This is a genomic window from Streptomyces sp. NBC_01089, assembly GCF_045162975.1.
In the GTDB taxonomy this organism is placed as follows: Bacteria; Actinomycetota; Actinomycetes; order Streptomycetales; family Streptomycetaceae; genus Streptomyces.
On the sequence record NZ_CP108660.1, the window covers coordinates 713,623 to 734,122 of the forward strand.

A 20,500-nucleotide genomic window follows, 5' to 3' on the forward strand; every position below is an offset into this window, starting at 1 on the left:
GCGCGGCACGACCGCCGGGTCAGCGGCTGACCTTGCGGGTGGCCCGCAGCCACTCCTTGTTCATCGCGGTGATGGAGGGCAGCGGGATGCCCTTGGGGCAGGCGGTGGCGCACTCCCCGGTGAGGGTGCAGCCGCCGAACCCCTCGTCGTCCATCTGCGCGACCATGTCGAGTACCCGGGTCTCCCGCTCGGGAGCCCCCTGCGGCAGCACATTGAGATGGTTGATCTTCGCCGAAGTGAACAGCATCGCCGAGCCGTTGGGGCAGGCCGCCACACAGGCACCGCAGCCGATGCACTCGGCGTGCTCGAAGGCGTAGTCGGCGTCCGCCTTCGGTACGGGCGCCGCGTGCGCCTCGGGTGCCGCGCCGGTCGGGACGCTGACATAGCCGCCGGACTGGATGATCCGGTCGAAGGCGGACCGGTCCACCACGAGGTCCTTGACGACCGGGAAGGCCGAGGCGCGCCACGGTTCGACGTCGATGGTGTCGCCGTCCCGGAAGGAGCGCATGTGCAGCTGGCAGGTGGTGGTGCGCTCCGGGCCGTGCGCGTCGCCGTTGATGACCAGGCTGCACGCGCCGCAGATGCCCTCGCGGCAGTCGTGGTCGAAGGCGACGGGCTGGTCGCCCTTGAGCGTCAGTTCCTCGTTGAGGGTGTCGAGCATCTCCAGGAACGACATGTCCGGTGAGATGTCGTCGACTTCGTAGGTCGTCATGGCGCCGGCGGCGGCCGCGTTCTGCTGGCGCCAGACGCGCAGGGTGAGCTTCATGCGTAGCTCCGCTGAGTGGGGTGGACGTACTCGAAGACCAGGTCTTCCTTGTGCAGGACGGGGGCGTCACCGGTGGCGGTGAACTCCCAGGCGGCGGCGTACGAGAACTCCTCGTCGCGCCGCGCCGCCTCCCCGTCCGGGGTCTGTGACTCCTCGCGGAAGTGGCCTCCGCAGGACTCGGCGCGGTGCAGGGCGTCGAGGCACATGAGCTCCGCGAGCTCCAGGTAGTCCACGACGCGGTTGGCGCGCTCCAGCGACTGGTTGAACTCCTCGCCGGTGCCCGGCACCTTGATGCGGCGCCAGAACTCCTCGCGGATCTGCGGCAGCCGGTCGAGCGCCTTGCGCAGGCCGTCGGCCGTACGGGCCATTCCGCACAGCTCCCACATCAGTTCACCGATCTCCCGGTGGAAGGAGTCGGGGGTGCGGTCGCCGTCGACCGAGAGCAGCAGATGGAGCCGGTCCTCGGTCTCGGCGACGGCCTCGGTCACCGCCGGGTGGTCGGCGGTGACCTCCTCGTGGTGCGGGTTGCGGGCGAGGTAGTCGTTGATGGTGGACGGCAGGACGAAGTAGCCGTCGGCGAGCCCCTGCATCAGCGCGGAGGCGCCGAGCCGGTTGGCTCCGTGGTCGGAGAAGTTGGCCTCACCGACCGCGAACAGGCCGGGGACGGTGGTCTGCAGGTCGTAGTCGACCCAGAGTCCGCCCATCGTGTAGTGCACGGCCGGGTAGATCCGCATAGGTGTCTCGTACGGGTTCTCCGCGGTGATCTGCGCGTACATGTCGAAGAGGTTGCCGTACTTCTCCTCGACGGCCCGGCGGCCCATGCGCTTGATCGCGTCGGCGAAGTCCAGATAGACGCCCTGGCCGCCGGGGCCGACACCGCGTCCCTCGTCGCAGACGTTCTTCGCGGCGCGCGAGGCGATGTCGCGCGGGACCAGGTTGCCGAACGACGGGTAGGTGCGCTCCAGGTAGTAGTCGCGCTCGTCCTCGGGGATCTCGTTGGCGGGGCGGTCGTCGCCCTTGGCCTTGGGCACCCAGATCCGGCCGTCGTTGCGCAGCGACTCGCTCATCAGGGTGAGCTTCGACTGGTGTTCGCCGGTGCGCGGGATGCAGGTCGGGTGGATCTGGGTGAAGCAGGGGTTGGCGAACCAGGCGCCGCGCCGGTGGGCGCGCCAGGCCGCGGTGGCGTTGGAGTTCATGGCGTTCGTCGACAGGTAGAAGACGTTGCCGTAGCCGCCGCTGGCCAGCACCACGGCGTCCGCGAAGTAGCTGGAGATCTTCCCGGTGATCAGGTCGCGGGCGACGATCCCGCGGGCCTTGCCGTCGACGACGATCAGGTCGAGCATCTCGGTGCGCGGGTGCATCTCGACGGTGCCGGCGGCGATCTGCCGGGACAGCGCTTGGTAGGCGCCGAGGAGCAGCTGCTGCCCGGTCTGGCCGCGTGCGTAGAAGGTACGGGAGACCTGGACGCCGCCGAAGGAGCGGGTGTCGAGGAGTCCGCCGTACTCACGGGCGAACGGCACGCCCTGGGCGACGCACTGGTCGATGATCTCCACCGAGATCTGGGCGAGCCGGTGCACGTTGGACTCGCGGGACCTGAAGTCGCCGCCCTTGACGGTGTCGTAGAAGAGCCGGTGCACGGAGTCGCCGTCGTTGCGGTAGTTCTTGGCGGCGTTGATCCCGCCCTGCGCGGCGATGGAGTGGGCGCGGCGCGGTGAGTCCTGGTAGCAGAACTGCACCACGTGGTAGCCCTGTTCGGCGAGGGTGGCGCCCGCGGAACCGCCCGCGAGGCCGGTGCCGACGACGATGACGGTGTGCTTGCGGCGGTTGGCCGGGTTGACCAGCTTGGCCTCGAAGCGGCGGGTGTCCCAGCGTTCGGCGACGGGTCCCTGCGGGGCCTTGGTGTCGACGGCCGGGGTGCCGGTCGTGTACTGCGTGTAGTCGGTCATGTCAGCTCACGACTCCGGTCATGACGGCGACGGGTACCGAGATGAAGCCCACCGTCAGCACCAGCGCGAGGATGTTGGCGATGCCCTTCAGCACCCGGTCGCGGGTGGCTTTTCCGGCGCCGAGCGTCTGGGCCGCGCTCCAGAAGCCGTGCCTGATGTGCAGGCCGAGGGCGAGCATCGCGATGATGTAGATGACGTCGCCGTACCAGGTGTGGAACGTCGCCACGACGTTCTCGTACGGGTGCCCGGGCTGGGCGTTCTTGTTCACGGTGAGGGTGGTGAAGTCCAGCAGGTGCCACACGATGAACAGGGCGAGGATGATGCCGCCCCAGCGCATGGTGCGGGTGGCGTAGCTGGCCCGCGGGCGCTTGTGTGCGTACGCGACCGGGCGGGCCCGCTGGTCGCGGCGGCTGAGCTGGTAGGCACAGACCGCGTGCAGCACCACGGCGGCGACGAGCACGACGCGGATGATCCACAGCGCCCACTCGTAGTGCAGGAAGGGCTCACCGATGGTGCGCAGCCAGTGCGCGTAGCTGTTGAACTGGCCGGAGCCGAAGAAGATCTTGAGGTTTCCGAACATGTGGACGACCAGGTACAGCAGCATGATCAGACCGCTCACGGCCATGATCGTCTTTTTGCCCACGGTCGAGCCCCAGACCGAGCGCGCCATGGACGGCCGTTGGTCCGTCTTCGTTGCCAGTGCCATGTCAGAAGACGTTACGACCCCGGATGGTCAGAGGTCCAAGACATGAAACAGCTCATATCCATAGCCCCTGGCTATCGTGCGGGGTTACGGTGGACGCCATGCAGCTCCAGCAGCTCGGCTACTTCGTGGCCGTCGCCGAGACCCGTCACTTCACCCGCGCCGCCGAGGAGCTGCATGTCGCGCAGCCCTCGCTCTCCCAGCAGATCAGGGCGCTGGAGAAGGAGCTCGGCGCCGAACTGTTCAGCAGGGCCCGGGGCAACATCACGCTGACCGACGCCGGCGAGACCCTGCTGCCGCTGGCCCGGCGGATCCTCGCCGACGCCGAGACGGCCCGCCACGAGGTGCAGGAGCTGGCCCAGCTGAGACGCGGCCGGGTCAGGCTGGGCGCGACCCCGAGCCTCTGCACCGGTCTGCTCCCGGACGTCCTGCGCACCTTCCACGACAAGCACCCCGGCATCCAGCTGATGATCGAGGAGGGCGGCTCCCACGACCTCGTGAGGGAACTGGCGCGCGGCACCCTCGACCTGGCGCTCGTCGTCCTCCCGCTGCCCACGCCGTCGCCTGCGCTCACCACCATCGAGCTGCTCCAGGAGGACCTGGTCGTCGTCTCGTCGCCGGCCGTGGCCCCGCCGCGCTCACCCCTGCGGATCACCGATCTGCGGGGCGAGCCGATGGTGATGTTCCGGCACGGCTACGACCTGCGGGACCTCACCCTGTCGGCCTGTCGCGCCAAGGGGTTCGAGCCGTACTTCACCGTCGAGGGCGGCGAGATGGACGCCGTGCTCGGCTTCGTACGGTCCGGGCTCGGCATCGCGGTCGTCCCCAGCATGATCGCGGCACGGGCCGGGCACGGGCTGCGGGTCACGCCGCTGGCCCGGCCCGGCCTGCGCCGTACGATCGCGCTGGCGCACCGCAGCGACGTGGCGCCGCCGCGGGCCGCCCGCGTCCTCCAGGAGGTCCTGCTCGCGCGCGACTCACACGGCGTCGGCCAGTGACAGGGTGTGAATCCGGTCGGGTGCGCCCGGCCTCGCGTAGTACCAGCCCTGCGCCGTGTCGCAGCCGAGCTCCTTCAGCTGGTCGGCCTGCGCGCCGGTCTCCACGCCCTCGACGGTGACCGCCAGCTCCAGGCTGTGCGCCAGCGCGACGATCCCCTCGACGATCTTGAGGTCGACCGGGTCGGCCGGGTGCTGCTGCATCGACTGCGTGAACGACCGGTCGAGCTTCAGCACACTCACCGGCAGCCTGCGCAGATTGGCGAGGTTGGAGTAGCCGGTGCCGAAGTCGTCCAGCGCGATGTCCACCCCCATGTCGGCCAGCTGCCGCAGCGGCTTGAGCAGATCGTCGTCGGCGCCGATCAGCGCCGACTCGGTGACCTCCAGGCAGAGCGCCCCCGGGTCGAGACCGGTGCGCTCCAGGACCGCGACCGTGTCGGCGACGAGACCCGGATGGTAGAGCTGGGTGGGCGAGAGGTTCACATTGATCCGCAGCGGGCCGCCGTCGCTGTGCGCGGGGTGCAGCTGCTGCCAGCCCCGCGCCTGCCGTACGGACTCCTCGAGGACCCAGCGGCCGAGCGGCACGATCAGCCCGGTGTGCTCGGCGAGCGAGATGAACCGGTCGGGCCCGAGTATCCCGTGCTGCGGATGCGACCAGCGCACCAGCGCCTCCGCGCCGTGCACGCTCCCGTCGCCGAGGTGCACCAGCGGCTGGTACTCGATGAAGAACTCGCCGCGCTCCAGGGCCGCGGGCAGCGCCGTGGTGAGCCCGTGCCGGGTGATGGCGCGGGCGTCCGCCTCGGCGTCGGCCAGCTGGAAGCGGTTGCCGCCCGCCGCCTTCGCCCGGTACATCGTGATGTCGGCGCTGCGCAGCACCTCGGCCGCGCTCTGCGTCCCCGACAGCCCTTCGACGACCCCGACACTCCCGCGTACGGTCAGCTCACGGCCGTCGATCCGGATGGGGGTGGCCAGCACCGACAGGATGCGTACGGCCAGCTCCTCGACCTCGTCGGCGGACTCGTAGCCGGTGGTGAGCGCGACGAATTCGTCGCCGCCGAGCCTGGCCACCATCTCGCCCGACGCCGTCGCACAGCTCTGCAGCCGGTCGGCGACCTCGACCAGCATCCGGTCGCCCGCCGAGTGCCCGAGGCTGTCGTTGATCGCCTTGAAGCCGTCGAGGTCCAGATAGCAGAGGCCGAAGCGCATCGCGTCGGGTGCGGTGACCGCCTTTTCGAGCCGCTCGAAGAAGAGCGTGCGGTTGGGCAGTCCGGTCAGCGCGTCGTGCGTCGCCTCGTACCGCAGCCGCAGATTGAGCAGCCGCCGCTCGGTGGTGTCCTCGATGAGCGCCAGCTGGTACTGCGGCTTGCCCTCCGCGTCGCGCAGCAGCGACACCGTCAGATTGGTCCACAGCACGGTGCCGTCGTTGCGGTAGTAAGGCTTCTCGACCCGGTAGTGCTCACGGTCGCCGCGCACCAGCTCGGCATGGAGCCGCCAGACATGCGGGGCGTCGTCGGGGTGCACCCACTCGTTGACCTTGCGGCTGCGCACATGGTGGTCGACGCCGCCGAACATCCGCAGCAGGGCGCCGTTGATCTCCAGGATGTTCCCGTCCAGGTCGGCGATGCCGATACCGACGGCCGCGTCCTCGAACACCGCGCGGAAACGGGTCTCCGTGACGTGCAGGGCCTCCTCGGCTGCGCTGCGGGCGGAGAGCGCGGAGCGGGCGATGGCCTCCTGCTCGGCGAGCGTGCGCTCGCGCAGCGCCTGGGAGAAACCGGCGGCCAGGGAGTGCTGCAGGCGGGCGCAGCGGTTGCGGAACTCCTCGGCGGTCAGGTCGAGTCCCGCGTCCCGCGCGCCGCAGTAGAGCACCAGATACGAGTCGACCACCCCGAGGGTCCTGCTGAGGGCGTCCGGGTCGGTGCAGTGGGCGGCGACCAGATCGCCGCCGACCCGGTGGGCGGGCGCCGGGTCGAAGGGCCAGGCGTGCAGCGCGTCGCTGAGGCCGCGCGCGAGCGGCAGCAGATGCTGCTCGAACTCGGGCCTGGTCAGCGAGGTGGCGGTGGAGGGGAAGATGGCCCGGCACCAGATGGTCGCGAAGCGGCCGACTCTGTCCTCGGGGCTGTCCTGGTCGGCCGTCGACGCGGACTTCTGCCGCGGTACGTTCACAGCCTGAGCCCCACGCCCGCGACACCCGAGAAGGCGTACGGGTCCTCCTGGTCGACCGGGGTGTCGGGCCGCCACTCCGGCATCGCGACCAGCCCGGGCTCCACGAGCTCGTACCCGTCGAAGAACCGGGCGACCTCGTCGCGCGAGCGCATCACCAGCGGGTTGCGGATGGTGCGGTAGACCCCGACCGCGCCGCCCGCCTGCTCCTGCGGGACCGGGATGCCCTCGTACGCCGCGTGGGTGAGGATCAGCAGGCTGCCGGGCGCGAGCGCGTCGCGCAGGGCGGCCACCGCCGTGTACGGGTCGTCGGCGTCCTCGATGAAGTGGAGTACGGCGACCAGCAGCAGCGCCACCGGGCGGTCCAGATCGAGGACGGCCGCGACCTCGGGGCTGTCCAGGATCTCCCGGGGCTTGCGCAGGTCGGCGGCGGCCACGGCGGTCAGTCCGTTGCCTTCGAGCACGGCCTTGCTGTGGGCGACGGCGACCGGATCGTGGTCGACGTACACCACCCGGGAGCCGGGGTCGACGGACTGGGCGACCTCGTGCACATTCCCGAAGGTCGGGATGCCGGAGCCGATGTCGAGAAACTGGTTGATTCCCCGCTCGACGGCGAACCTGACCGCACGGCGCATGAAGGCCCGGTTCGCCTGCATCACCTTCGGAAGTCCCGGCATGAACTCCATGGCTTTGCGGGCGGCCTCACGGTCCACCTCGAAATTGTGCGAACCGCCCAAGTAGTAGTCGTAGATCCGCGACACGCTCGGCACCGAAAGATCGATGCCCTGCGGGGCCCAGGCAGGACGCTCCATCAATGTCTCCAACAAGTCGGCACGACGGTCCGGCCATATCCATGGCCACTGTTCGGGCCGAATCTACTGACCACCCGGCAAGAGAGCGAGCAAAAACGGAAATTGGCGGTCCGTTATTGGTCACTAGCCGCTGGCAAGTGCTTCCGGCCTGCCGCCGCGCGCTCCGTGCGAGCGTGGCGGAGCCCATCGTAGGCACCCTCCTCCGGGCCAATTCCCGCGGGTGACACGTGAGATGGCCGCGCCAAACGCAAAGGCACAGATATCCCCCCTTCCGGCGAATCGGCGACAAGGCCGGAATGGCGCCGCGCCGGGCGGATCATGCTGCTCGGCATGTACCGATCGCCGCGGACGCTGGTTCCGCTCACCGGCCGGCTGCTGGCGGTGGCGGGCCTCCTCTGGCTCCCGCTGATACCCGCCCCCGCAGCCGCGGCCGACTGCTCCTACGCCTCCATCTCCCAGTCGGGTCACATCCTTTCGGGGACGGCCGTCGCCATCGGCGGGAGCGGCAGCTGCACGGCGGAGCACACGCACAGGCCGAAGCCCCCGCCACCGCCACCGCCGAAACCGAAACCCCCGCCGCCGCCACCTCCGCCGCCTCCGCCTCCCCCGCCACGTCCCGTGTACCACCCGCCGCCGCCCGTCCAGCACCGCGCGGCGCCGCCGGCCCCACGGCCGAAGCCGCCCCCGCCACCGAAGCCCTCGGTACGCCCGCGGCCGCCCGCACCGAAGCCCGTCGCCCTCCCGGCGTACAAGGCTCCCGTGCGCAAGAAGCCGCACACCGGGCCGCCCATCGTCACGCTGATGCTTCTGGTGACGGCTCCGGCCGTCTTCGCCGTGGCCGTTCTGCGCCCGCGCTCCTCCCGCTGAATCTCACCCGCTGACCGACGGAGACACCCGTGTCGGAATGGCTTGTTCTCACTATCGCGATGGCGGCCGCCTGTGCCGTCGTCCTGACCATCACCCTGCTCAGCAACCGCCGGATCGCCGATGACGACGACCCTTCACAGACCCCGGACGTCATCGAGTACATGACGATGATGATCGGCGTGATCTACGCGATCGTGCTGGGTCTGGCCATCGCGGGCGTCTGGGAGGGCCGCGGCGCCGCCCAGGAATCCGTACGGATGGAGGCCCAGGCCCTGCACGAGGTCGACGCCCGCTCGGCCGTCTATCCGCCCGCCGTCCACCAGCGCATCCACACCGATGTGGAGACCTATGTCAGTTACGTTCTGGACACCGAGTGGAAGCACATGGGTGAGCACGGCGATCTCACCGACCGCGGCGCGCAACTCCTCGGCCAGGTACGGAGGGACGTCACCGACTACAAACCGGCCAACGATCACGAGGGCGAGGCGTACCAGCCCCTCGTCGACCAGGTATCGGCGGCCGACGACGCCCGCAGCTCACGGGCGCAGGCCGCGCAGGCGACGATGCCGGGGGTGGTCTGGTTCGGCCTGATCGTCGGTGCCGTGATCACCGTCGGGCTGATCTTCACCCTCCAGATCCGGCGCTCCCCGAAGGAACTGCTGCTGGCCGGGCTCTTCAGCGCGCTGATCGCCTTTCTGCTGTTCCTGATCTGGGACTTCGACGCGCCCTTCGGCCGTGGTGTCATCTCCGCCACGGCAGGACCGTTCCTCGATCTCTTCCCGCACGCGGCCAAATAGGAGCCCGAACGCCGGAGCGATAACCTCTCGGCGTGACAGATCAGCAGCCTCACCAGTTCGAACGCGGTACAGACGGTCCCAAGGTGATCGTGGTCGGGATGGACGGATCACAGCCGTCGCTGCGGGCCGCCTCGTACGCCGCCGGGCTCGCCCGGCGGCAGAACGCGCTGCTCGCCATCGTCTACGTCCAGCCGGTGCTCTCCGCCGGGGTGTCCATGGGCGCCCCGGTCGGAGACACCACCGGAGAGATCGCCGAGGGGCTGGTGGCGGAGATCAGGACCGCGACCGAGCGGGTCAAGGAGATATTCGCCGTGCGCTGGGAGTTCCACACCTTCCGCGGCGACCCGTACAACGGTCTGGTGACCGCGGCCGACGAGCTCAAGGCGGACGCCGTGGTCGTCGGGGCTTCCGAGTCGGCCGGCCACCGGATCGTCGGATCGGTGGCCATCCGGCTGGTCAAGGCCGGCCGCTGGCCGGTCACCGTGGTCCCCTAGGCCGCACGGCCCGGGGAGCCGCGCTGCCCGGGAAGCCCCCCGTCTGTGAAGCCGCACTGCCCGGGAGGCCGCACTGCCCAGGCCGCACGCCCGCCCTGCCGGGCCCCGGCGCGCGGAGGGCCGACCGCTCACCGTGCCGCTCGTCGCACCGTTCAACCGCTCGCCGCAGAGCCGTGCCCGGCCGCTGTCCCTTCCCGCCGTGCTGCGCTCGTATACGACGGTGACCTCCACACGGACATGCCGCGGAACGGACGAGCGGGACCTCCTGGAGCTCCAGCGCAGCCACGGCGGCGCGCTGCTGCGGTTCCTGCTGCGTCTGACGTACGGAGACCGGCAGCGCGCCGAGGACCTGCTGCAGGAGACGCTGGTGCGTGCCTGGCAGCACCCCGAGGCGTTCGAGAAGCCGTACGAGTCGATACGGCCCTGGCTGTTCACGGTGGGCAGACGGCTGGCCATCGACGCCCGCAGGTCCCGGCTGGCCCGTCCGGCCGAGGTCAGCGAGCGGCTGCTGGAAACCACCGCGGCCCACGGCGATCCCGCCGAGCGGTCGGCCGCCGCCCTCGATGTCCGGGAAGCCGTACGCACGCTGAGCCCGGAGCACCGGGCGGTGCTGGTGCAGCTCTATTTCCGCGGGCTGAGCGTCCACGAGGCCGCGTCGGCACTCGGGATCCCCGCGGGCACCGTGAAGTCCCGTTCGCACTACGCCCTGCGCGCCCTGGGCCGCAGCCTGCCGGGCTATCCGGACGGACCGCCCTGAGTATCCCGCGGCCCCGGCACGGCCCGGTGAATCCTGGGTTTATGGCCACGGGGATCATCCGGCACGGGTTCAATGCTCCCGGGAGCGTCCGACGGCGCACCTGCCGACGTGCCGGAGAACCGGCCGGCCGAGTCAATGGAAGAGGCGAGACGGGATGCGTCCCGAGAGCACCAACGGGACCAGTGGTGACGAACTGCTGGTCCCGATGGACTGGATGTACGCCGAGTACATCGCGGATGAACTGCTGCGTACCGGCGACCTCATGCCGCCGACCACGATCGAGTACCAGGCGGGGCGGGACGCGCTGGCGCTGACCGTCTTCCTCTCCGACGGCCCGGTCGGCGGCGCACGCGTGGTGGCCAGGCTGGACGAGTGGCTGTCGCTCACCGCGTACGACGCCCGGTGGCGTGAGTGGGTGTGCGGCCGTATCGCGGCGCTGGTGGCGGCGGGCGGTCAGGGGCCCGATCTGCCGCTGGCCCTGGCGGCGTGGCGCTGGCTTGAAGGCACCGAGCTGTTCGCGGCCGACCTCGACGCGGTCGCCCCGGGGGCCGTGCCCGGCCGGGACGACGAGCCCCGGGTGTGGACCCCGGCCTGGCAGCTGGGGCTGCCGCTGGGCCATCTGGCGATCCATCTCTTCTAGGAGCCGCAGGCACGCGGCCCTTCCGCCGGCGGGCTCATGAACCGTGCACGCCCGCACGGTATTTCGGGATGCGCAGCGTCACCTTCATGCCCGCGCCGCGCGCCGTCTCGATCACCAGGCCGTAGTCGTCCCCGAACACCTGGCGCAGCCGTTCGTCCACATTGAGCAGTCCGATACCGGACGAGGCCCCTGCGTCGCCGCGCAGGATCCGGCGCAGCCGGTCCGGTTCCATCCCCGCGCCGTCGTCCTCGACGACCACCTCGGCCTCGGCGCCCGCGTCGAGTGCGCTGATCGTGATGCGGCTCCGGCCCGCCTCCCCTTCGATGCCGTGCTTGACGGCGTTCTCGACGAGCGGCTGCAGACAGAGGAAGGGCAGTGCCACCGGCAGCACCTCGGGCGCGACCTGGAGGGTGACGGCCAGCCGGTCGCCGAAGCGGGCCCGCACCAGGGCCAGGTACTGGTCGATGGAGTGCAGCTCGTCGGCGAGCGTGGTGAAGTCCCCGTGGCTCCGGAAGGAGTAGCGGGTGAAGTCGGCGAACTCAAGGAGCAGTTCCCGGGCCCGCTCGGGGTCGGTGCGGACGAACGAGGCGATGGCGGCGAGGGAGTTGAAGATGAAGTGCGGGGAGATCTGGGCCCGCAGCGCCTTGATCTCCGCTTCGATCAACTGCGTACGGGAGCGGTCGAGTTCGGCCAGCTCCAGCTGTACGGAGACCCAGCGCGCCACCTCACCGGCGGCCCGGGCGAGGACCGCCGACTCACGCGGCGCGTAGGCGACGAGCGCGCCGAGCACCCGGCCGTCGACGGTCAGCGGGACCGCCACGGCCCAGCGCAGCGGGCAGTCCAGATCGTCGCAGGCGCTGCTGAACGCCTGGTCCCTGCCGGTCTCCAGCAGGGCGCCGAGCTGTTCCATGACGGGGGCGCGGTGGTGTTCGCCGCTGCCGTCCCAGGCGAGGACGCGCTCGCCATCGGTGAGGCAGAGGGCGTCGGTGCCGAGCAGGGAGCGCAGCCGGCGTGCGGCCTTGCGGGCGCTCTCCCCGGTGAGCCCGGCCCGCAGCGGGGGCGCGGCGAGCGATGCGGCGTGCAGGGTCTCGAACGTCGCGTGCTCGACCGGCGTTCCCACGCCGCTGCCGGGCGCGGGGCGGGTGCGCCGGCCGAGCAGGAAGCCGCCCGCCACCAGCAGCGGCCCGAGCACGATCAGCGCGGCCAGTGCGGCTCCGCTCACCGGCCGCCGCCCCGGGCCGCGGTCAGCGCCTCCGGCAGATGGAAGCGGGCCATGGCTGCGCTGGTGCCCGGCGGGATACGGCCGGGGGTGGCCAGCGACACCAGGATCATCGCGAGGAAGCCCACCGGTACGGACCACACGGCGGGCCAGGCGAGCAGAGCGTGCGCCCAGCCCGGCCGTACGCCGCCGCCCATCGTCACCGACACGGCGATCAGCGCGGAGCCGCCGCCGAGCAGCAGCCCGGCGACCGCCCCGGGCGGAGTGAGACGGCGCCACCAGATGCCGAGGACGAGCAGCGGGCAGAAGGACGAGGCGGAGACGGCGAAGGCCATTCCTACGGCGTCGGCGACCGGTACACCGCTGACCAGCAGGGCGGCGCCGAGCGGGATCCCCATGGCCAGCAGGGTGGCGAGGCGGAAGTGCCGGATGCCGCGGGCCCCCTGGGTGAGGACCCCGGCGACCGCCATGGTCAGCCCCGACGCCGTGGACAGGAACGCGGCGAACGCACCGCCCGCGACGAGTGCGCCGAGCAGGGCGCCGCCGGTGCCGCCGATCACCCGGCCCGGCAGCAGCAGCACGGCCGCGTCGGCGTCGCCGCCGATGGAAAGCTCCGACGCGTACAGCCGTCCCAGCGCCCCGTACACCGGGGGCAGCAGATAGAAAGCGCCGATCAGTGCGAGGACCACGACCGTGGTGCGGCGGGCGGTGCGGCCGTCCGGGCTGGTGTAGAAGCGGACGACGACATGGGGCAGGCCCATGGTGCCGAGGAAGGTCGCCACGATCAGCCCGTAGGTCGCGTACAGCGGATGACCGGCGCGGTCGAAGCCTGCCGCGACGGCCAGGCGTGGGCCGACCGAAGGCACTTGGGGCTGCCCGTCGCCCTGCCAGGCGAGCACCAGGAAGAGCGCGGGGACCAGCAGGGCGGTGAGCTTGAGCCAGTACTGGAACGCCTGGACGAAGGTGATACTGCGCATTCCGCCCGCGGCGACGGAGAGCACGACGACCGCGGCGACGATCACCGGGCCGAGCCAGCCGGGCGCCCCGGTGAGGATGTCCAGGGTGAGCCCGGCGCCCTGGAGCTGGGGCACCAGATAGAGCCACCCGGCTCCGGTGACGAGCACCCCGACCAGACCGCGTACCTGCCGTGACTCCAGACGCCCTTCGGCGAAGTCGGGCAGGGTGTAGGCGCCGGAGCGGCGCAGCGGCGCGGCGATGAGCACCAGCAGGACCAGATATCCGGCGGTGTAGCCGACCGGGTACCAGAGCATGTCGGGGCCGTGGACGAGGACGAGTCCCGCGACCCCGAGGAAGGAGGCGGCGGAGAGGTACTCGCCGCTGATCGCGGCCGCGTTGAGCCGGGGGCCCACGGTGCGCGACGCCACGTAGAAGTCGGATGTCGTCCGGGAGATCCGCAGGCCGAAGCCGCCGACGAGGACGGTGGCGAGGACGACGACGGCCACCGCCACCACGGCGTACGTCCGGCTCACCGTGCGGGGCGGCCTTCCACGAGGCGGGCGAAGTCCTGTTCGTTGCGCTCAGCGCGGCGGACGTACCACCAGGCGACGCCCACGAGGAGCGGGTAGGCGCCGAGGCCCAGGACGATCCAGACGGCCAGGTCGCTGCGGAGCGCGGCGAAGGCCAGCGGCAGGGTGCCGGCGAGCAGGGCGACGAGTGTGAACGCACCGAGCCCGGCCCGGAGCTGGCCACGCATCAGGGAACGTACGTAGGCGTCGCCGAGCGCGGTCTGTTCGTCGATCTCGGACTGCGCCCGGTGCCGGGGCAGCGGGCGCACCCGTCGGGGCCGGCCCGTCACGGTCTCGCGTCGGGGTAGCGGCTCTGCGGACATGGCGCGGAGTGTACGCAGCGCGGCGTACCGGCGGCAGCCGAACGCGTAAGGAGCACACGGTCCGGGGGCCCGAACCCACTGGCCGGGGCGCGACGGCCGGGATCAGGGCCCGGGATCAGGGCCCGGGTTCAGCGGCCGGGATTCAGCGGCCCGGGATCAGCGGCCCGGCCGGTGCATGAGGCGGTCGCGCAGCGCCCTGGCGTGGCGTCGGCTCACCTGGAGTTCGGCCGCACCGACGCGGACGCTCATGGAGCCCGCGTCCAGGCGCAGTTCGTCGATGCGGTCGAGCGCGACGAGGTGGCTGCGGTGGATGCGTACGAACCCGCGTGCGCGCCAGCGCTCCTCCAGGGCGGAGAGCGGGACGCGCACGAGATGGCTGCCGTCGGCGGTGTGCAGCCGGGCGTAGTCCCCGTGGGCCTCCGCGTAGGCGATGTCGGAGACGGCCACGAAGCGTACGACACCGCCGAGTTCGACCGGGACCTGGTCGGCGGCCGCGTCCAGGACGGGGGCCGTCCGGTCGGTGACGAGTTCGGCGACCCGGCGCACGGCCTCGGCGAGGCGCTCCCTGCGTACCGGTTTCAGTACGTAGTCGACGGCCTTGAGGTCGAACGCCTGCAGGGCGAAGCCCTCGTGCGCGGTGACGAAGACGATCAGCGGGGGCCGGGTGAACCCGGCGAGCAGCCGGGCGATGTCGAGCCCGGTGAGCCCCGCCATGTGGATGTCGAGGAAGACCACATCGACGGCAGCCGCGTCGGCACCGGCCCCCGTGCCGAGCGCCCCGCCGATGCGGCGCAGCGCCTCGGTGGCGCTCAGCGCACCCTCCGCGCTGTGGACCCGGGGGTCACTGCGGAGCAGATAGAGCAGCTCCTCCAGGGCGGGCTCCTCGTCGTCCACGGCCAGTACGCGCAGCATGACCCGGAGTGTAGGACCTGACACGGGTGCGGCGAAGCGGTGATGCCGTGCGGTCTCAGATGCCGTAGACCCGCGCGGCGGTGGCCGCGAACACCTCGGCGCGCTCGCTCTCGCTCAGCCCGTCCGTCAACCGGTGTGCGGTATCGACAACTTCACCGTAGGAGGCGCCGAGCGTGCAGACCGGCCAGTCGGAGCCGAACATCAGCCGGCCGGGGCCGAAGGCTTCCAGCACCGTGTCGGCGTACGGCCTGAGCCCGTCCACCGTCCAGTCCGGGCCCGCTTCGGCGACCATTCCGGAGAGCTTGCAGACGGTGTTGGGGCGGGCGGCCAGGGCCCGCACATCCGATGCCCAGGGCTGGAGCGCGCCGCCTGCGATGGGCGGCTTGCCCAGATGGTCGAGTACGAAGGTGAGTTCGGGCAGGCGCGCGGCGACGGCGGTGGCGACGGGCAGCTGGTGGTCGAGGACGATCAGGTCGTAGGCCAGCCCGGCCGCAGCGACGGCGGCGAGCCCGCGCCGGACGTCGGGGCGCAGCAGCCAGCCCGGGTCCTGTTCGCCCTGCACCTGGTGGCGGATGCCGACCAGGTGGTCCCCGCCGGGCAGTTCACGCAGCGCGGCGAGGGTGTCCGCGATCGCCGGGTCGGTGAGATCGGTCCAGCCGACGACACCGGCGACCAGGTCGCTCCGCCCGGCGAGTGCCAGGAACTCGGGGGTCTCGTCGGCGACGGTGACGGTCTGGACGAGGACGGTGGCCGCCACCCCCGCGGCCCGCGCCTGCGGCGCGAGTTCGCTGATGTAGAAGTCCCTTCGCAGCGGGGCGAGTTCAGGGCCGGTGATCCAGTCCTGGTCGCGTACGGCGAGGTCCCACACATGGTGATGGGCGTCGATGATCCGCATCGGCTCTCAGCCCTCCCCCAGCTCGGCGAGCTCGTCCCAGAGCGCCTCCGGGATGTCCAGCCGCAGCATCTCGGCGGCGTCACGCACCTCGGCGGCCGAGCGGGTACCGACGAGCACACTCGCCACCGCGGGCTGGCGCCGGGGGAACTGGAGGGCGGCCGCGCGCAGCGGGACCCCGCGCCGCCCGCAGACGTCCTTCATCCGCAACGCCCGGTCGAGTACGCCCGCGGGCGCCGCGCCGTAGTCGTACGGGGCACCGGGCCTGGGGTCGGCCAGCAGGCCGGAGTTGAAGACGCCTCCGACGACGACGCTCCTGCCGCGCGCCTGTGCCTCGGGCAGCAGGGCGTCGAGCGCGGACCGGTCGAGCAGGGTGCAGCGCCCGGCGCACAGGACCACGTCGGCATCGGTGTCGCGGAGGAAGCGGGTGAGCATCGCGGTCTGGTTCATCCCGGCGCCGATCGCGCCGACCACCCCCTCGGAGCGCAGCTGCTCCAGCGCCGGGTAGCCGTGCCGGAAGGCGTCGTCGGCGTGGTCGTCAGGGTCGTGCAGATAGGCGATGTCGATCCGGTCGGTGCCGAGCCGTACCAGGCTGTCCTCGATGCTGCGCCGTACCCCGTCCGCGCTGAAGTCCCAGACCCGGTGACGGTCGGCGGGGACGGCGAACCCGTGGGCGAGGTCATCGCCTTCACCCGGCCCCGGTTCCAGCAGTCGTCCGACCTTGCTGGATATCACGTACGCGTCGCGTGGCCGCTCGCGCAGCGCTTCGCCGAGCCTGCGCTCGGAGAGGCCGAGCCCGTAGTGCGGGGCCGTGTCGAAGTACCGGATCCCCGCCTCCCAGGCGGCGTCGACCGCCGCCCTGGCCGCCGCCGGGTCCACCGGGGTGAAGAGATTGCCGATCCCGGCCGCCCCGAAGGACAGTTCGGTGGTGCCGACCGTACTGTTGCCGATCTTGTTGCGCCGCATGAGACGAATATTCATCGGATCACTTCAGGGCGTCAACACCCCTGCCTGATCTCTCGTCCGTTACTTTCAGCAGTTCGGTCAGCTCGTCCGAGAAACACCGGGCGAGCCGCTCCGCGTCCGGCACCGCCTTCCCGTCCGCGACCAGGCCGATATGGACCCGCCCGCCGTAGGCGGAGAGCGCGACGGCGAGGGACTGCCCGTGGGCGAGCGGCGCCAGCGGGTAGAGCGCCCGGAGCGGACAGCCGCCGAGCGACAGCGTCGAGCGCGGCAGCGGCACGCTGGTCACCAGGACGTCGAAGAGCATCCGCGCCGCGTTCCCGGCCAGTTGGGCGCCCACCCGGTGGGCCAGCGGCGGGAGCCGGTCGGCCAGTACGGCCACCGCGCCCGCGCCGCGTGCGGGCCCCGCCGCCTTGTTGCGGTTCATGGCGGCCCGCACGCGGTCGAGCCGCCGCCAGGGGTCGGGGTCGGATACCGGCAGGCCGAGGAGGTACGCGGACAGCTTGTTGGCCGAGCCCGCAGGGGCGCCGGGGCGGCGCCTGGACACCGGGACCAGGGCGCGCGGATCGGCGCCCGGCAGCCGCTCACCGCGCTCCAGCATCCAGCGGCGCAGCCCGCCCGCGACCACCGCGAGCAGCACATCGTTGGAGGTGCCGCCCGCCTCTCTGCGCACCCTCAGCACCTCGTCCTGGTCGAGCACCGCGGTGGCGAGCCGCCGGGTGCCGCTGGAGCTCGCGGCCAGCGCGGATCCGCCCCACAGGTCGATGCGGCTCGCCCGCATGACGGAGGCCCCGATCCCCACGGCCCGGCCCAGCTCCTCGATCCGTTCCCTGGCGAACCCCGCGAACTGGCCGGGACCCGGCAGCCAGGAGCGCGGCGGAACCGGGCGCGGCCGCCTGCCGCCCGCGCCGTTCCCGCCCGCGATCTGGTCGAAGATCCCGGCGCCGATCGCGACGGCCCGCATCCCGTCGGCCAGCGCGTGGTGCAGCTTGACCAGGACCGCGAAGGGGTCGCCCGCGCGCCCGGTCAGTACGTACATCTCCCAGGGCGGGCGCCCGCGTTCCAGCGGCCGCTCCATCAGCTCACCCGCGAGCCGGTTGGCCCCGGCGGCGAAGTCACCGTCCGGCAGAACGGCGTGCCGTACGTGGCGGCGTACGTCGAAGTGCCTGTCCTCGGACCAGGCGGCGCCGCCGAGCGGCAGCAGCACGGGGCGCACACACATCCGCAGCCGGGGGATCGCGGCGGCGCGCTCCGCCAGCAGGTCCATGACCTCCCCGGGGCCAGGGGAGGGAGCGGGACCGGGCCCGAACACCGCGAGGGCACCCAGGTGCATGGGGTGCTCGGCGGATTCGAGGTGCCAGAACGCGAGATCAAGCGGGGCCAGCAGCTCGGAGCTCAACAGATCCTCGATGTCGTCGGGAGCCGGTGCCGATTCCGGGGCCGCGATGCCGTCGGCAGACACCCGGGTACGGCAGTCGGACTCCATGGTCAGTTACGGTCAAGTGTGATCTCGATACTGACAGTTACCAATGGGTATCCATCACATCGACGTCCTGTCCGGTACCGCGAATTCACCCCAGACGCACTTGCCGCCGCCCCGTGACTCGACCCCCCACCGGTCCGTGAGCCGCTCCACCAGCATCAGCCCCCGCCCCGAGACCTCCGTCTCCGCCGCGTCCCGCAGGCGCGGCAGCGCGCTCGACGCGTCGTCGACCTCGACGCGCAGTCTGCGGTGCGGCCGGGAGAGCACCCTGAGGGTGATCACCGCTCCGCCCTCCGTGTGCATCAGGGCGTTGGTCATCAGCTCGTCGGCGGCCAGCTCGATGTCGTCGGCGCGCTCCGCCGCACCCCAGGCCCGGACCGCCGCCCTGACCATGTGGCGCGCGGCGGTGAGCGCTTCGGGATCGGACTGGGCCACGCGCTGCTGGAGCCTGCCGCCGTTCTGCGGGGCCTCCAGCCCGTGTCTGCGCAGCAGGAGCAGCGCGACGTCGTCGGTGCCGCCCCAGTCGTCGACCACCTCGCACAGCTGGTCCGCGAGGAGCTGGAGGTCCCGGGGGCCCGCCTTGACCAGATTCGTCAGCCGTCGCATGCCGTCGCCCAGGTCGGCGCCCGGCTCCTCCACCAGTCCGTCCGTGAAGAGCAGGAGGGTGTGGTCCGGGTCGAGCTCCAGGGTGGCGACCGGGTAGTCGAGCCGGCCGAACTCGGCCGAGAGCCCCAGCGGCAGCCCGCCATCCACCGGCACCCGGCGACAGGTCCCGTCGGGCGCCCGCAGCAGTGGGTCGACGTGCCCGGCGCGGACGAGCTGGACAACCCCGGTGGCCAGGTCCACCTCCGCGTACAGACAGGTCGCGAAGCGGTCGGTGTCCAGCTGGTGCAGGAAGTCGGATGCCCGTGCGATCACGGTCGCCGGGCTGTGCCCCTCGGCCGCGTACGCCCGCAGCACGATACGCAGCTGTCCCATGACGGCGGCCGCGTGGGTGTCGTGCCCCTGTACGTCGCCGATGACCATGCCGAATCTGCCGCTGGGCAGCGGGATCACGTCGTACCAGTCGCCGCCGATGTCACGGCTCGTCCCGGCGGAGCGGTAGCGGACCGCCACCTGTCCGCCGGCGACCTCGGGTATCCGGCGCGGCAGCATGGCCTGCTGGAGCCCCTGGGCGAGGTCGTGCTCCTGCTCGTAGAGCATCGCGCGCTGGAGGCTCTGCCCGATGGAGCTGCCGAGCGCGATCAGCAGGTCCCGCTCTTCCGTGCTGAAGCCGACCTTGTCGCGGTAGAGCAGCCCGATCGCGCCGATCGGCCTGGCCTGCGCGATCAGCGGCAGATAGGCGGCGGATGTGATGCCGAGGCTCTTGATGTGGGGCCAGAGCCGGGGGTACGAGACGGCGAAGTCGTGCGCGGACTCGATGAAGCGGGGTGCGAAGGTGCGGATCACCTCACCCATCGGGAACTGCTCGTCCACCCGGGTGTAGCGGGTGCCGGGCACGAAGCTCCCCTCGGGCCCGTCCGCGACCAGCCGGATCCGGCCGCCCTCGACGAGCCCCATCACCACGCTGGTGGCGCCGAGATATTCGAGTCCCCGGGAGTCGTTGAGCACATCGGTGACGTCCTGGACGGTCCTGGCGTGGGCCAGGGCCGCTGTGGTGCCGGCCACGACGCTGGTTCTCCGCCGGCCTTCGTCGTCCATGGCGACGCGGACCGAGGCGTCCGCGAGTTCCTGGGCCGCGTGCCGGACGATGCCGATGATCCGGTGCGGGCGGCCGGAGACATCGCGCCGGACGACGCCCTGCGTATGGGTCCACCGCAGAGCGCCGTCACGGCGGCGGATCCGGAAGTACGCGCCGTAGAAGGTGGCGCCGCTCTTGAGCGCCTGGGAGACCATGGCGTCCAGCCGGCCCGACTCGTCGGGCGGCACCCGGCGGGAGAGCGTCTCGGGGCGGCCGTCGTACTCGTCGGCGTAGAGGTCGAACACGTCGAGGGCGGCCTGATCGAGGTGCATCAGCCCGGTGTCGAGATCCCAGTCGAAGCTGCCCATGCGGTTGAGGGCAAGGCTCAGATCCGGGTGGGCGGGCCAGTCCGACGGTAGCGACAGGGCGCCCTGTGCCCGTTCAACCATGCGCTCACTCTGTCATGGTTTGTCCAATTCTTCGAGAGGTCTCGCCTTCCATTACCGAATACCAGTTCGATTCCTGCCGGGGCGGGGACCGGATCCGGGAACCGCTCCCGGA

Annotated in this window: 18 protein-coding genes; 5 read left to right on the forward strand and 13 right to left on the reverse strand. The window is 71.6% G+C overall.

Going from position 1 to position 20,500, the window contains the following annotated elements; genetic code table 11:
• Positions 1-19: 19 nt before the first annotated feature.
• Genes OG510_RS03255 through OG510_RS03265 form a run of 3 tightly spaced genes read right to left on the reverse strand, consistent with a single transcriptional unit; the run spans position 20 to position 3,418 of the window.
• Positions 20-766, reverse strand: a complete 747-nt coding sequence (locus tag OG510_RS03255) for a succinate dehydrogenase/fumarate reductase iron-sulfur subunit (RefSeq protein ID WP_406135125.1) — start codon at positions 764-766, stop codon at positions 20-22.
• On the reverse strand, positions 763-2,712 hold the full coding sequence (locus OG510_RS03260; RefSeq protein WP_406135126.1) for a fumarate reductase/succinate dehydrogenase flavoprotein subunit: 1,950 nt from the start codon (positions 2,710-2,712) through the stop codon (positions 763-765). The genes OG510_RS03255 and OG510_RS03260 overlap by 4 nt, the downstream gene beginning before the upstream one ends.
• A 1-nt stretch (position 2,713) precedes the next feature.
• On the reverse strand, positions 2,714-3,418 hold the full coding sequence (locus OG510_RS03265; protein ID WP_406135127.1) for a succinate dehydrogenase cytochrome b subunit: 705 nt from the start codon (positions 3,416-3,418) through the stop codon (positions 2,714-2,716).
• A gap of 98 nt (positions 3,419-3,516) precedes the next feature.
• Between OG510_RS03265 and OG510_RS03270 the strand changes: the two genes are divergently transcribed.
• Positions 3,517-4,413, forward strand: a complete 897-nt coding sequence (locus OG510_RS03270; protein WP_406135128.1) for a LysR family transcriptional regulator — start codon at positions 3,517-3,519, stop codon at positions 4,411-4,413.
• Here OG510_RS03270 and OG510_RS03275 read toward each other — a convergent pair.
• A complete protein-coding gene (locus OG510_RS03275; RefSeq protein WP_406135129.1) occupies positions 4,393-6,576 on the reverse strand; it encodes a putative bifunctional diguanylate cyclase/phosphodiesterase in 2,184 nt (727 codons plus the stop codon). The two genes, OG510_RS03270 and OG510_RS03275, sit on opposite strands and share 21 nt — an antisense overlap.
• On the reverse strand, positions 6,573-7,385 hold the full coding sequence (locus OG510_RS03280; RefSeq protein WP_406135130.1) for an SAM-dependent methyltransferase: 813 nt from the start codon (positions 7,383-7,385) through the stop codon (positions 6,573-6,575). The genes OG510_RS03275 and OG510_RS03280 overlap by 4 nt, the downstream gene beginning before the upstream one ends.
• Before the next feature lie 896 nt (positions 7,386-8,281).
• Here OG510_RS03280 and OG510_RS03285 point away from each other — a divergent pair.
• The 4 genes from OG510_RS03285 to OG510_RS03300 all read left to right on the forward strand — a co-directional run bounded on the left by OG510_RS03285 (position 8,282) and on the right by OG510_RS03300 (position 10,940).
• Positions 8,282-9,049 carry a DUF4239 domain-containing protein gene (locus tag OG510_RS03285; protein WP_164266228.1) on the forward strand — a complete coding sequence of 256 codons (768 nt, stop codon included), beginning with the start codon at positions 8,282-8,284 and terminating at the stop codon, positions 9,047-9,049.
• 32 nt (positions 9,050-9,081) lie between these two features.
• Positions 9,082-9,543, forward strand: coding sequence for a universal stress protein (locus OG510_RS03290; protein WP_164266227.1), 462 nt, complete (start codon positions 9,082-9,084; stop codon positions 9,541-9,543).
• Positions 9,544-9,763: 220 nt separating this feature from the next.
• Positions 9,764-10,300, forward strand: a complete 537-nt coding sequence (locus OG510_RS03295) for a sigma-70 family RNA polymerase sigma factor (RefSeq protein ID WP_406142288.1) — start codon at positions 9,764-9,766, stop codon at positions 10,298-10,300.
• A 154-nt stretch (positions 10,301-10,454) separates the two neighbouring features.
• The gene (locus tag OG510_RS03300) at positions 10,455-10,940 is read left to right on the forward strand and encodes a hypothetical protein (protein WP_406135131.1); all 486 of its coding nucleotides are present in this window, start codon (positions 10,455-10,457) and stop codon (positions 10,938-10,940) included.
• 34 nt (positions 10,941-10,974) lie between these two features.
• Here the strand turns inward: OG510_RS03300 and OG510_RS03305 are convergent, their stop codons facing one another.
• The 8 genes from OG510_RS03305 to OG510_RS03340 form a co-directional block, all read right to left on the reverse strand.
• Complete coding sequence (locus OG510_RS03305; protein WP_406135132.1) at positions 10,975-12,162, reverse strand: histidine kinase; 1,188 nt, start codon at positions 12,160-12,162, stop codon at positions 10,975-10,977.
• Complete coding sequence (locus tag OG510_RS03310) at positions 12,159-13,649, reverse strand: cation acetate symporter (RefSeq protein ID WP_406135133.1); 1,491 nt, start codon at positions 13,647-13,649, stop codon at positions 12,159-12,161. The genes OG510_RS03305 and OG510_RS03310 overlap by 4 nt, the downstream gene beginning before the upstream one ends.
• Positions 13,646-14,008 (reverse strand): hypothetical protein, encoded by a 363-nt coding sequence (locus OG510_RS03315; protein ID WP_406135134.1) that lies wholly within the window; start codon positions 14,006-14,008, stop codon positions 13,646-13,648. Before OG510_RS03315 ends, OG510_RS03310 begins: the two co-directional genes overlap by 4 nt.
• A 156-nt stretch (positions 14,009-14,164) precedes the next feature.
• Positions 14,165-14,920, reverse strand: coding sequence for a LytR/AlgR family response regulator transcription factor (locus tag OG510_RS03320; RefSeq protein ID WP_406135135.1), 756 nt, complete (start codon positions 14,918-14,920; stop codon positions 14,165-14,167).
• Between the two features lie 55 nt (positions 14,921-14,975).
• Positions 14,976-15,815, reverse strand: coding sequence for an amidohydrolase family protein (locus tag OG510_RS03325; protein ID WP_406135136.1), 840 nt, complete (start codon positions 15,813-15,815; stop codon positions 14,976-14,978).
• Positions 15,816-15,821: 6 nt separating this feature from the next.
• Entirely contained in the window at positions 15,822-16,778 is a 957-nt protein-coding gene (locus tag OG510_RS03330) for an aldo/keto reductase (protein WP_406142289.1), read from the reverse strand.
• 19 nt (positions 16,779-16,797) lie between these two features.
• Positions 16,798-18,174, reverse strand: a complete 1,377-nt coding sequence (locus tag OG510_RS03335; protein WP_406142290.1) for a wax ester/triacylglycerol synthase family O-acyltransferase — start codon at positions 18,172-18,174, stop codon at positions 16,798-16,800.
• Positions 18,175-18,315: 141 nt separating this feature from the next.
• A complete protein-coding gene (locus tag OG510_RS03340) occupies positions 18,316-20,388 on the reverse strand; it encodes a SpoIIE family protein phosphatase (protein ID WP_406135137.1) in 2,073 nt (690 codons plus the stop codon).
• Positions 20,389-20,500: the final 112 nt, after the last annotated feature.